At 66.5% G+C, this 13,416-nt stretch carries 8 protein-coding genes; 6 read left to right on the forward strand and 2 right to left on the reverse strand.

Going from position 1 to position 13,416, the window contains the following annotated elements:
- Window positions 1–135 precede the first annotated feature (135 nt).
- Window positions 136–606, reverse strand: a complete 471-nt coding sequence (locus tag HLG70_RS14665; protein ID WP_171664158.1) for an Lrp/AsnC family transcriptional regulator — start codon at window positions 604–606, stop codon at window positions 136–138.
- A gap of 193 nt (window positions 607–799) precedes the next feature.
- Between HLG70_RS14665 and HLG70_RS14670 the strand changes: the two genes are divergently transcribed.
- The 4 genes from HLG70_RS14670 (at window position 800) to HLG70_RS14685 (ending at window position 5,917) form a co-directional block, all read left to right on the forward strand.
- On the forward strand, window positions 800–1,816 hold the full coding sequence (locus HLG70_RS14670) for a 1-aminocyclopropane-1-carboxylate deaminase (RefSeq protein WP_171664159.1): 1,017 nt from the start codon (window positions 800–802) through the stop codon (window positions 1,814–1,816).
- Between the two features lie 191 nt (window positions 1,817–2,007).
- Window positions 2,008–2,952 (forward strand): allantoinase PuuE, encoded by a 945-nt coding sequence (gene puuE, locus HLG70_RS14675; RefSeq protein ID WP_171664160.1) that lies wholly within the window; start codon window positions 2,008–2,010, stop codon window positions 2,950–2,952.
- Between the two features lie 11 nt (window positions 2,953–2,963).
- Window positions 2,964–4,688, forward strand: coding sequence for a hydantoinase/carbamoylase family amidase (locus HLG70_RS14680; RefSeq protein WP_171664161.1), 1,725 nt, complete (start codon window positions 2,964–2,966; stop codon window positions 4,686–4,688).
- Window positions 4,685–5,917: a M20 family metallopeptidase gene (locus HLG70_RS14685; RefSeq protein WP_171664162.1), complete on the forward strand. Its 1,233-nt coding sequence runs from the start codon at window positions 4,685–4,687 to the stop codon at window positions 5,915–5,917. The genes HLG70_RS14680 and HLG70_RS14685 overlap by 4 nt, the downstream gene beginning before the upstream one ends.
- Window positions 5,918–5,929: 12 nt before the next feature.
- Here HLG70_RS14685 and HLG70_RS14690 read toward each other — a convergent pair whose 3' ends face one another.
- Window positions 5,930–7,981 carry an OPT family oligopeptide transporter gene (locus tag HLG70_RS14690; RefSeq protein WP_171664163.1) on the reverse strand — a complete coding sequence of 684 codons (2,052 nt, stop codon included), beginning with the start codon at window positions 7,979–7,981 and terminating at the stop codon, window positions 5,930–5,932.
- 213 nt (window positions 7,982–8,194) lie between these two features.
- Between HLG70_RS14690 and mdeB the strand changes: the two genes are divergently transcribed.
- Window positions 8,195–10,882: an alpha-ketoglutarate dehydrogenase gene (gene mdeB, locus HLG70_RS14695; RefSeq protein WP_171664164.1), complete on the forward strand. Its 2,688-nt coding sequence runs from the start codon at window positions 8,195–8,197 to the stop codon at window positions 10,880–10,882.
- A 214-nt stretch (window positions 10,883–11,096) separates the two neighbouring features.
- Entirely contained in the window at window positions 11,097–13,394 is a 2,298-nt protein-coding gene (locus HLG70_RS14700) for an NADP-dependent malic enzyme (protein WP_171664165.1), read from the forward strand.
- Window positions 13,395–13,416: the final 22 nt, after the last annotated feature.

The raw sequence follows: 13,416 nt of genomic DNA on the forward strand, positions 1-13,416 counted from the left end.
CTTCCATGCGGCATTGGAATGTCCAGCGAACCCCGTCCATTTCGCCGTCTACACGCCACCAAATTCTGTTAATCCAGAATGCCGCAGCGCGTCATTTTTGGCGCATCGAAATGCGAGTGTTGCGCTTTAGCCTCGTCATACCGGCAGCGCGGTCGTCGACAGGATCTCTTTCAGCACGAAAAAAGTGCGGATCTGGCGTACGCCGGGCAGCTTGATGATCTCGCCCGCATGCAGCTTGTTGTAGCGTTCCAGATCACGTATGCGCAGCATCAGGAAGTAGTCGAATTCACCCGCCACCAGATGGCACTCGAGACAGCCGCTGATGCCGCGCGCCGCCTCTTCGAAGTCGGTGAAGGACTCGGGCGTGGAGCGGTCCAGCACCACCCCCACGATGACCAGCGTGGCCATGTCCACGTCGGCTGGCTCCAGCAAGGCGACCGTCTTCTTGATGATGCCCTCGCTCTTCAATTTCTCGACCCGGCGCAGGCAGGCGGCCGGACTCAGATGAACGCGAGCGCTGAGGTCCAGATTGGTGATCTGCGCGTCCTGCTGCAACACGCGCAGTATCTGGCGATCGATGCGGTCCAGCGTAAAAACGGCGGTCATTTGATGCGTCCCTGAAAATTTAATTTCGCGTTATTTTTTTATTCAAAATAATAAATCCAATCCCTGGTCGATCTAGAACTTTATATTTAATAGATCAAAAAAATACGCAATTGACCATCCTTCCGTGGAATTCCTATGATTTTTCTCGTCCGGGCCGGGTGCCCGGCCTGGCAAAAATCCTTCAGGAGCCCCCATGGATCTGCAACGATTTCCCCGTCATCGCCTGACCTTCGGCGACACCCCGATCGAGAAGCTCGACCGCCTGTCCGCGCACCTGGGCGGCAAGGTCGAGATCTACGCCAAGCGCGAGGACTGCAACAGCGGCCTGGCTTTCGGCGGCAACAAGCTGCGCAAACTGGAATACCTGATCCCGCAGGCGCTGGCGCAAGGCTGCGACACGCTCGTGACCATCGGCGGCATCCAGTCCAACCACACGCGCATGGTGGCGGCGGTGGCGGCCAAGCTGGGGCTGGCCTGCGTGCTGGTTCAGGAAAACTGGGTGGACTATTCGGATGCGGTCTATGACCGGGTCGGCAACATCATGATGAGCCGCCTGATGGGCGCGGACGTGCGGCTGGTGGATCAAGGCTTTGACATCGGCTTTCGCCGCAGCTGGGAAGAGGCGCTGGAAGACGTGAAGCGCCGCGGCGGCAAGCCCTACGCGATCCCGGCCGGTGCGTCGGACCATGAGCTCGGCGGCCTGGGCTATGTGGGTTTCGCCGAGGAGGTGCGGCGCCAGGAGGCCGGGCTGGGATTCAAGTTCGACTACATCGTCGTGTGCGCCGTCACCGGCAGCACGCAGGCGGGCATGGTGGTGGGCTTCGCGGCCGACGGGCGCGCCGACCGCGTCATCGGCATTGATGCCTCCGCCACGCCGGACCAGACCCGCGCCCAGATTCTGCGCATTGCGCGGCGCACCGCCGACCTGGTCGGGCTGGAAAGGCCGATCGAAGACCGGGACGTGGTCCTGGACACGCGCTACGCGTATCCCGCCTATGGCCTGCCCTCGGCCGAAACCAACGAGGCGATCCGCAGCTGCGCGCGCCTGGAAGGCATGATGACCGACCCGGTATACGAGGGGAAATCGATGCAGGGCATGATGGACATCATCCGCAAAGGAGAAATCCCGGCAGGCTCCCGGGTCCTGTATGCGCACCTGGGAGGGGTGCCGGCGATCAACGCCTACAGCTTTCTCTACCGCAACGGATAGGGGCGGGTACGGCGCCATGGGCTGGCCCTGCGGCGACCTGCGCTGACGGCGGCCCTAGGGGAATCGCCGATGGCGTGCCGGGCCCATTTTGATGTACATAAATTGTATACATGAAATGGCTTTACCGTTATTGTTGAGCCAGCCCTGCAATCCTTGCGCTGGCCCGCAAGCCCGGCACCCGCTCCCCGCCCATGACATCCTACGACACCACCCTTCCCTACCCCCGCGACCTGGTCGGCTACGGACGAAATCCGCCGCATGCGCGATGGCCCGGTAACGCGCGGATTGCGGTGCAGTTCGTGCTGAATTACGAGGAAGGCGGCGAGAACTGCGTGCTCCACGGAGACCCGGGGTCCGAGCAGTTCCTGTCCGAAATGTTCAATCCGGCCAGCTATCCGGAACGGCATATCAGCATGGAGGGCATCTACGAATACGGCTCGCGCGCGGGCGTGTGGCGCATCCTGCGCGAATTCGAGAAGCGGCAATTGCCCCTGACCGTCTTCGGCGTCGGCATGGCGCTGCAGCGCCACCCCGAACTCACCGCCGCGTTCACGGAACTGGGCCATGAAATCGCGTGCCACGGCTGGCGCTGGATCCATTACCAGAACGTGGACGAGACCACCGAGCGCGAGCACATGCGCCTGGGCATGGACGCCATCACCACGCTGACCGGCACGCGCCCGCTGGGCTGGTACACCGGGCGCGACAGCCCCCGCACGCGCCGGCTGGTGGCGGACTACGGCGGGTTCGAGTATGACAGCGACTATTACGGCGACGACCTGCCCTTCTGGATGCAGGTGCAAAAAACCGACGGCACGGTCGTGCCGCAACTCATCGTGCCCTACACCCTGGACTGCAATGACATGCGGTTTGCGCTGCCGCAGGGTTACTCGCATGCCGAGCCCTTCTTCCAGTACTTGAAGGACAGCTTCGACGCGCTCTACGCCGAGGGCGACGAAGCGCCCAAGATGCTCAGCATCGGCATGCACTGCCGCCTGCTGGGCCGGCCCGGACGCATCACCGCGCTGCAGCGCTTCCTGGACCACATCGCGCGTCACGACCGCGTCTGGGTATGCCGCAGGCTGGACATCGCGCGGCACTGGAAAAGCGCGCATCCCTATTCTCCCGCCAGTTGACCAGGATGAACATGGCCCACACCCTAGCCCGACTCAACACCGCAACGTCCGCCGAGGCGGAGTCCCTGCTCGGCGACCTGTACCCGCACTCGACCTGGGTAGCGGCGCAAGCCGTCCAGTCGCGTCCTTTCCGCTCGATCGCCGACCTGCGCCAGCGCCTGCGGCAAACCGTGGACGGCGCAAGCCCGGACGCCCGGCTGGCGCTCGTGCGCGCCCAGCCGCAACTGGCGCAATTGCCGGGCAGCCGCCCCGAAGAGACCGATCGCCTTGCGCAATTCAACGCCGACTACACGACCCGTTTCGGATTTCCGCCCATCGCCGCCCCGCGCGGAGCGCGCGGCACGGAACTGAACGGCGCCGAGCTTCTGGACGACCTCGCGCGGCGGCTGGACAACCCGCCCGAGGCTGAACTGGAGGAGGCGCTACGCCACCTTCATCGCATCGCCGAGCTCCGCCTGCACGAGCAATTCGGTGAGCCCGCGCTGGGCAATGACATCTGGGACTGGCAAGAGCGGCTCAGCGCGCACAGCGATCCCGGCTACGCCGAAAAAGGCCAGCTCACCGTCACGTACCTGACCGACGCGCACCGCGCCTGCGCGCAGCGCATTTCGCACTGGATGCGGGAGTGCGGCTTCGATGAGGTCGCGATCGACGCGGTGGGCAACGTGGTGGGACGCTACCGCGCGGACCGTCCCGGCGCGCCCACCCTCATGACCGGCAGCCACTACGACACCGTGCGCAACGGCGGCAAGTACGACGGCAGGCTGGGGATCTTCGTGCCCATGGCCTGCGTGCGCGAGCTGCATCGCCAGGGCCGGCGCCTGCCCTTCGACCTGGAAGTGATCGGCTTCGCCGAAGAGGAAGGCCAGCGCTACCGGGCCGCGTTCCTGGGATCCGGCGCCCTCATCGGCGATTTCAAGCCCGAGTGGCTGGACCAGAAGGACGCCGGCGGCATCACCATGCGCGAAGCCATGGTGCACGCGGGACTGTGCATCGACGATATCCCGAAGCTGCGGCGCGACCCCGCCCGCTACCTGGGCTTCATCGAAGTGCATATCGAACAAGGACCGGTGCTGTACGAGCTGGGATTGCCTCTGGGCATCGTCACCTCCATCAACGGCAGCGTGCGTTACCAGGCGCAGATCTTCGGCATGGCCAGCCATGCCGGCACCACGCCCATGGACCGCCGCCGCGATGCGGCCGTGGCCGCCGCCGAACTCGCCCTGTTCGTCGAAAGACGCGCCGCGCTTGATGCCGACTCCGTGGGCACGATCGGCATGCTCGAAGTGCCCAGCGGCTCGATCAACGTGGTGCCGGGCGAATGCCGCTTCAGTCTGGACCTGCGCGCCCCCAGCGACCCGCAGCGCGATGCGCTGGTCAATGACGTGCTGGCCGAACTGGCCGCCATCTGCCAGCGGCGCGGCCTGCGCTACGCGCTGGAAGAAACCATGCGCGTCGCCGCCGCGCCCAGCGACCCGGCCTGGCAGCAACGCTGGGAACGCGCGGTGGAGGCGCTGGGCGTACCCGTGTACCGCATGCCCAGCGGCGCCGGACACGATGCCATGAAACTGCACGAAGTCATGCCTCAAGCCATGCTGTTCGTGCGCGGGCAGAACGCCGGCATCAGCCACAATCCCCGCGAATCCACCACCAGCGACGACATCCAGCTGGCCGCGCTTGCGATGCAAGGCCTGCTCGACGCGCTCGCCAATGAAACCACTACGCAAAAACCATGACCGACTACGCCCGACTCGACGCCTGGGTTGACGCCCACTTTGATGAAGAAGTCCGCTTCCTGCAGGAACTGGTGCGCGTGCCCACCGACACGCCGCCCGGCAACAACGCGCCCCACGCCGAGCGCACCGCCGAACTGCTGCAAGGCTTCGGCCTGCAGGCCGAGGCCCATCCCGTGCCCGCCCAGGACGTCCGCGATTACGGGATGCAATCCATCACCAACCTGATCGTGCGCCGCGAGTACGGCGACGGCGGGCGCCGCGTGGCGCTCAATGCCCATGGCGACGTGGTGCCTCCCGGCGATGGCTGGACGCATGATCCCTATGGCGCCGAAATCGAAAACGGCAGCCTGTATGGCCGCGCCGCCGCCGTCAGCAAAAGCGACTTCGCCAGCTTCACGTTCGCCGTGCGCGCGCTGGAGGCGGTGGCCCGCCCCATTCATGGCGCGGTCGAACTGCACTTCACCTACGACGAGGAATTCGGCGGGCTGATGGGACCGGGCTGGCTGCTCCAGCAAGGCCTGACCAAGCCCGACCTGATGATCGCGGCCGGCTTCAGCTATGAAGTCGTGACGGCCCACAATGGCTGCCTGCAAATGGAAGTGACGGTGCATGGCAGGATGGCGCACGCGGCCATCCCCAGCAGCGGCGTGGACGCGTTGCAAGGCGCGGTCAAGATCCTCACCGCCCTGTACGCGCAGAACGCGCTCTACCGGGAGGTCACCTCCCAGGTGCCGGGGATTTCCCACCCCTACCTGAACGTAGGGCGAATCGAAGGCGGCACCAACACCAACGTGGTGCCCGGCAAGGTCAGTTTCAAGCTGGACCGGCGCATGATTCCCGAGGAAAACGCCGCCGAGGTCGAAGCCGACATCCGCCGGATCATCCAGGAGGCGGCCGCCTCGACGCCAGGCATCCACATCGACATCAAGCGCTTGCTGCTGGCCAATTCCATGCGCCCCCTGCCTGGCAACCAGCCGCTGGTGCAGGCCATCCAGAAGCACGGCGAGGAACTGTTCGGCGAACCGATACCCGCCATGGGCACGCCGCTGTATACGGACGTGCGCCTCTACGCCGAAGCCGGCATCCCCGGCGTGATCTACGGCGCGGGGCCGCGCACCGTGCTGGAGTCGCATGCCAAGCGCAGCGACGAGCGCGTGGTGCTGGAAGACCTGCGCCGCGCGACCAAGGTGATCGCGCGCACGCTGGCCGACCTGCTCAAGCCCGTCTGACCGCGCACGGCGCTACGCCAGCCGCATCACGCGGCGCCAGAACAGCACCGCCACCATCGCAAAAACGGCAAGCCCCAGGTAAGAAGCCGTCCGCGCGAAACCCTCGCCCACAAGCGCCAGCGGCGCCTCCGTGCCGCTGGCGCCGATGATGGCCGCCATCAGCACGCCCACCAGGCTCTCGCCCACGATCAGGCCGGAGGCGATCAGCACTCCGCGCCGGTTGGCCGCGTCGGCGAACTTCTCGTAAGGCTGGCCGGCGGCCGCGGCGCGGCGGCGCAAGGCTCCCTCCAGCAACCAGGCCAGCACCGCGCCCGCCACGATGGGCGCCGCGACGGTCGGCGGCAGGTAGATGCCGATGCCCACCGCCAGCACCGGAATGCGCGCCACGCGGCAGGTGCGCTTCATGATTTCGTCCACCGCGATCAGGCCGACGCCCACGGCCATGCCGATCAGGATCATGGTCCAGTTCAACTGGTGGGTGAAGATGCCGCGCGCAATCGCCAGCATCAGCGTCGCCTGTGGCGCGGACAGGGCCTGCGCCGGGTCCATGCCCGCGCGTGGCATCGAATCCGCAAAACCGTAGGCGTTGTACAGCAGTTCGAGCACCGGCGAGATCACCGCCGCGCCCACCACGCAGCCGATCAGCAGCGCCACCTGCTGGCGCCACGGGGTGGCGCCCACCAGCCAGCCCGTCTTCAGGTCCTGCAGGTTGTCATTGGAAATGGAGGCGACCGCCACCACGGCCGACGTGCTGAAGATCGCCAGTGCGATCGCCAGCTGGACACCGTTCTGCACCGCCAGCAATTCGCCGCCCAGCGCCAGCATCAGCACGGACACCAGCACGATGGCCACGATGCCCACGCCGGAGATCGGGCTGGTCGACGACCCCACCAGCCCGGCCATGTAGCCGCAGGCGGCGGCCACCAGGAAGCCGAACACGAAAGCGAACAGCACCGCGTAGGTCACCAGCTTCCAGATGGCGCCCGCCGACAGCGGCACGCCCGACAGGAACACCTGGAAGGTGACGACAAGAACGGCCACCAGCACCAGCGTGACCACCGAGATCCAGCCCGCGGACAGGTCGCGCTCGGTGCGCGGGGCCAGACCCGCGCGCGCCGCGCCCGCCTTGGTCAAGGCCGAGAACGAAGCCTTCACCCCGCGCGCCATCGGCACGAACAGCGTCGCCAGCGTCCAGATGGCGCCCACGCCGATCACGCCCGCGCCGATGAAACGCACCTGCGACGACCACAGGCCCGTGGCGTATTGCTCCAGCGTCTGGCCGGCGGGCATGTCGCCCATGGCGGTCAGGATCGGCACCGCGATCCCCCAGGAGATGATCAAGCCCGTCAGCATGGCCAGGCCCGCGACAATGCCGATCAGGTAGCCGGCGCCCAGCAGCGCCAGCGAAAAACCCATCGGCAGCCGGAGCACGGCGCCGCCCAGCGCGAACCAGCCGCTGACGCTGTCGCCCAGCACCCGCAGGCCGCTGGCGGCAAAGCTGACCACGGCCGCCACGAGGCCGCCGGCAACGATGTCTCCCATGCCCGTCGCCGCGGCCTTGGCGGGCGCGTGGCCTTCGGCCTCGGAAGCGTCCTGGGCGCGCTCGGCGCTGCCGACCCGCAGGATCTCCGCCGCCGCGACGCCCTCCGGATAAGGCAGGTCGCTCTGCACCACCATCACATGACGCAGCGGGATGGTGAACATCACGCCCAGCATGCCGCCGGCCGCGCAGATGCCCAACGTCTGCCAGAAAGGAAAGCCCTGCCAGTGGCCCATCATGACCAGGGCCGGCAGGATGAAGATGATGGACGACAGCGTGCCCGCGGCCGAGGCCTGCGTCTGCACCATATTGTTTTCAAGGATGTTGGCGTCCTTGAACAGGCGCAGCACGGACATCGAGATCACCGCCGCCGGGATGGCGGACGAAAACGTCAGGCCGACCTTCAGCCCCAGAAACACATTGGAGGCCGTGAAGATGACCGTGATCAAGGCCCCCAGCAGGACGCCGCGGAACGTCAGTTCCGGCAAGGTGACCTCCGCGGGAATGCGGATGGGTTGGGTCATGGAATTCTCCCTATCTGATAGGCGCGAATTCTAGCGCCTGGACGTCCACCACGTGGTCACCACCCGTAAGCACCGTTCCACGGTAGAACCTGCCGCAGCTCGAAAACCTGACAACAGATTATGCTGAAACCTGGGGATTCCTCCCAAGATTTTGATTACTCATGCCTCGGGCAAGGGTCTAGCATGGGAGGTAAAACCGGAGACAACATCACAATGCGCGACGCCAGCCAGCCCCTTCCCGGCCACGCCCCCCAAGACGACGCCGATCCCGCCGAAACCGCCGAATGGCGCGACGCCCTGCAGTCGCTGGTGCAGGCCGAAGGGACCGCGCGGGCGGGCTATGTGCTGGACAGCCTGCTGGGCCACGCCGCCTCGCTGGGCCTGCGGGCCAACAGCCAGACGCGCACCGCCTACCTGAACACCATCCCCGCCGACCAGGAACCCGCCTTCCCGGGCAACCTGGCGGTCGAAGAGCGGATCGCCCGGATCAACCGCTGGAACGCGCTGGCCATGGTGGTGCGCGCCAACCTGGCGCACGGTGAGCTGGGCGGCCACATCGCCAGCTACGCGTCGGCCGCTGACCTGTTCGAAGTGGGCTTCAACCATTTCTTCCGCGCGCGCACGCCGGACAGCCCCGGCGATATCGTCTACATGCAGCCGCATTCGGCGCCCGGGGTCTACGCCCGCGCCTACCTTGAAGGCTTCCTGGGCGAAGACGATCTGGCGCACTTTCGCCAGGAGATCACCGCGACCTCCCGCGGCCTGCGCGGCCTGTCGTCGTACCCCCATCCCTGGCTGATGCCGGACTTCTGGCAGTTCCCCACGGGCTCCATGGGCATCGGGCCGATCAATGCCATCTACCAGGCGCGCTTCATGCGCTACCTGGAGCACCGCTCGCTGGTGCCCGGCGCGGATCGCAAGGTCTGGGGCATTTTCGGCGACGGCGAAATGGACGAGCCCGAATCCATCGCCGCGCTGACGCTGGCCGCCCGCGAAAAACTGGACAACCTGATCTTCGTCGTCAACTGCAACCTGCAGCGGCTGGACGGCCCGGTGCGCGGCAACGGCCGCATCATCGACGAGCTGGAAACGCTGTACGCCGGCGCGGGCTGGAACGTCATCAAGCTGGTCTGGGGCAGCGACTGGGACGCCTTGCTGCGGCGGGATACCGGCGGCGCGCTGGCCCGCGCCTTCGCCAATACCGTGGATGGCCAGTTCCAGACTTTCGCGGCCAACGACGGCGCCTTCAACCGCGCCCACTTCTTCAACCAGAATCCCGAACTGGCCGCCCTGGTGGCCGACTGGTCCGACGACGCCATCGACCGCCTGCACCGGGGCGGCCACGACATGGTGAAGATCCACGCGGCCTATCACCGCGCCGCCCGGCACCGCGGCCAGCCCACCGTCATCCTGGCGCAGACCAAGAAGGGTTTCGGCATGGGCTCGGCCGGCCAGGGCAAGATGACCACGCATCAGCAAAAGAAGCTGGACGACGTGGCGCTGCTGGCCTTCCGCGACCGCTTCGCGCTGCCGATATCGGACGCCGACTGCCTCGCGCTGAAGTTCTACCGCCCCGCCGAGGACAGCGCCGAAATGCGTCATCTGCAGGCGCGCCGCGCCGCGCTGGGCGGCCACATCCCCCGGCGCCATTCGGAGGCCCCGCGCCTGACGCCGCCGGACGTGGAGCAGTGGGCGCGCTTCGCGCTGGCCGCCGACGGCAAGGAGATGTCGTCCACCATGGCCATCGTCCGCATGCTGACGGCGCTGCTCAAGGACGGCGCCGTAGGGCCGCGCATCGTGCCCATCGTGGCGGACGAGGCGCGCACCTTCGGCATGGCCAACCTGTTCCGCCAGATCGGCATCTACTCCGCGCAGGGCCAGCTCTATGAGCCCGAGGACATCGGCTCGGTGCTGTACTACCGCGAAGCCCGCGACGGCCAGATCCTGGAAGAAGGCATCACCGAGGCCGGCGCAATCTCGTCATGGACGGCGGCCGGCACCAGCTACTCGGTCAATGGCCTGCCCATGCTGCCCTTCTACATCTACTACTCGATGTTCGGCTTCCAGCGCATCGGCGACCTGATCTGGGCCGCCGCCGACCAGCGCACGCGCGGCTTCCTCATCGGCGCAACGTCCGGCCGCACCACGCTGGGCGGCGAAGGCCTGCAGCACCAGGACGGCTCCAGCCACATCATGGCCGCCGCCGTGCCCAATTGCCGCGCCTACGATCCGGCCTACGCCTACGAGGTCGCCGTCATCGTCGAACACGGCATGCGCCGCATGCTGGACGAGCAACGCGACGAATTCTTCTACCTGACCGTCACCAACGAAAACCTGGCGCAGCCCGACATGCCGCAGGACCCCGCCGTGCGCGAAGGCATCCTGCGCGGCCTGTACCGGCTGCGGCCGGCGCGCCGCGATGCCCAGGTGCGCCTGCTGGGCGCCGGCCCAATGCTGCGCGAGGCCGAAATGGCCGCCACCCGCCTGCAGGATGACTACGGCGTGGACGCCGAGGTCTGGAGCGTGACCAGTTTTTCCGAACTGGCCCGCGACGGCCGGCAGGCCGAGCGCGCCCGCGTGCTGGGGCTGGAAGACGGCGCCAGCGCCGACTGGGTCCGCGCCTGCCTGGGCGCAAGCGACGCCCCGGTGATCGCCGCCAGCGACTACGTGCGCGCCGTGCCCGAACAGATCCGCGCCTGGGTTCCCGCGCCCTACCGCACGCTGGGCACCGACGGTTTCGGCCGTAGCGACACCCGCGCGCAGCTGCGCGACTTCTTCGAGGTCAGCGCGGATTGGATCGTGCTGTACGCGCTGGACAGCCTGGGCAGGCAGGATGACGCCCGGACGCTGCGCCAGAAACTGAACGCGGACAGCCGCCAGGCGCCGCCCTGGGAGATGTAGGCTCCCCCAATCCGCCATCGTCCATCCGGCTCATCCTGCGCGGCGCTTTTTTGATTAAAAGCGAATGCTCGCTGCACTGCAGCAACCAAGCGCCCGCGCTTTCTGGTGAAATACGGATGTTCCCCAAGCATTTCGCAAAAAATACGGCGGGCCGCGAGCCCGCCTTTTGTCATCTCCGTTTCTTTTTCAGTTAGTGCCTCTGAGGCCCCGATCCATGGACGAAACTCTCACCAAAATGGCGCTGGATTACCACGCCTATCCCACCCCCGGCAAAATCTCGGTCACGCCGACCAAGACGCTGGCCAACCAGGACGACCTGTCGCTGGCCTACTCCCCCGGGGTCGCCGCGGCTTGCATGGCCATCTTCGACCAGGGCGACGACGCCGCGTCCAAGTACACCTCGCGCGGCAACCTGGTGGGTGTGATCACCAACGGCACCGCGGTCCTGGGCCTGGGCAACATTGGCCCCCTGGCCGCCAAGCCCGTGATGGAAGGCAAGGGCTGCCTGTTCAAGAAGTTCGCCGGCATCGACGTGTTCGACATCGAACTGGCCGAGAACGATCCGGACAAGCTGGTCGACATCATCGCGGCGCTGGAGCCCACGCTGGGCGGCGTCAACCTTGAGGACATCAAGGCGCCCGAGTGCTTCTACATCGAGAAGAAGCTGCGCGAGCGCATGAAGATCCCCGTCTTCCACGACGACCAGCACGGCACCGCCATCATCTCGTCGGCCGCCATCCTGAACGGCCTGAAGGTCGTCAACAAGGACATCGGCTCGGTCAAGCTGGCCTGCTCCGGCGCCGGCGCCGCCGCCATCGCCTGCCTGGACCTGCTGGTTCACCTGGGCGTCAAGCGCGAGAACATCTACGTGGTGGATTCGCGCGGCGTCATCTGGGATGGCCGCGATGAAAACATGGAAGCCAACAAGAAGCGCTACGCGCAGAAGACCGACGCGCGCACGCTCGCCGACGTGGTCGACGGCGCCGACGTGTTCCTGGGCTGCTCCACCGCCGGCGTGCTGACCGGCGACATGGTCAAGACCATGGCCGACCGCCCGCTGATCCTGGCGCTGGCCAACCCGGAACCGGAAATCCGCCCGGAAGTCGCCAAGGCCGCCCGCCCCGACTGCATCATCGCCACCGGACGTTCGGATTACCCGAACCAGGTCAACAACGTGCTGTGCTTCCCCTTCATCTTCCGCGGCGCCATGGATGCCGGCGCCTCGCGCATCACGGAAGAAATGAAGCTGGCTTGCGTCAAGGCCATTGCCGAACTGGCGCAAGCCGAGCAGAACGATGAAGTGGCCCGCGCCTATGCCGGCCAGGAACTGTCGTTCGGTCCGGACTACATCATTCCGAAGCCCTTCGACCCGCGCCTGATCGTCCAGATCGCCCCGGCCGTGGCTCAGGCCGCCGCCGACTCCGGCGTGGCCGCCCGCCCGATCGAAGACATCGAAGCCTACCGCCAGAAGCTGATGGGCTTCGTGTACCACTCCGGGCAGCTGATGCGTCCGCTGTTCGCCCAGGCCAAGAAGGCGCCCAAGCGCGTCATCTACGCCGACGGCGAAGACGAACGCGTCTTGCGCGCCGTGCAGACGGTGGCCGACGAGAAGCTGGCGTTCCCGATCCTGATCGGCCGCCCCGCCGTCATCGAGATGCGCATCGAAAAAGCCGGCCTGCGCCTGAAGGCCGGCCAGCACTTCGAAATCGTGGATCCGGAAGACGACAGCCGCTTCAACGAAACCTGGAATGCGTATTACCAGCTGAAGGGCCGCGAAGGCGTGACGCCGGCCATTGCCAAGGCAATGATCCGCAAGCACAACACGCTGATCGGCGCGATGCTGCTGCGCCGCGGCGACGCCGACGCGCTGCTCTGCGGCGTGGCCAGCAAGTACGACAACCAGCTCAAGTACGTCGACGAAATCATCGGCAAGAAGGAAGGCCAGACATACGCCGCCCTGAACGTGCTGATGCTGCCCGACCAGACGCTGTTCGTCACCGACACGCACGTCAACGAAAACCCGACGGCCGAGGAAGTCGCCAGCATCACCATCCAGGCTGCGGACGAGATGCTGCGCTTTGGCGTGGTGCCGAAGATCGCGCTGCTGTCGCACTCCAACTTCGGCAGCCGCGTCACGGAATCGTCGCGCAAGATGGCGGCCGCGCGCCGCATGGTGCAAGACCGTGCCCCCGACCTGGAAGTCGACGGCGAAATGCACGCCGACGCCGCCCTGTCGGAAAAGATCCGCGTTCTGGCCTATCCGGACAGCACGCTCAAGGGCCCGGCCAACCTGCTGGTCATGCCGAACCTGGACACCGGCAACATCACGTACAACATGCTGAAGATGACGGGCAGCAATGGCGTCGCGATGGGTCCGATCCTGCTGGGCGCCGCGCGTCCCGTGCATATCCTGACCACCAGCGCCACCGTGCGCCGCATCGTCAACATGACGGCGCTGGCCGTGGTGGACGCGCAGCAGGAAGCCGCGGAAGAAGCCAGAAAGCGTCGTTGATGCGTCAACTTCCGTAATGCCG

The organism is Achromobacter deleyi (assembly GCF_013116765.2).
Lineage (GTDB): Bacteria > Pseudomonadota > Gammaproteobacteria > Burkholderiales > Burkholderiaceae_B > Achromobacter > Achromobacter deleyi_A.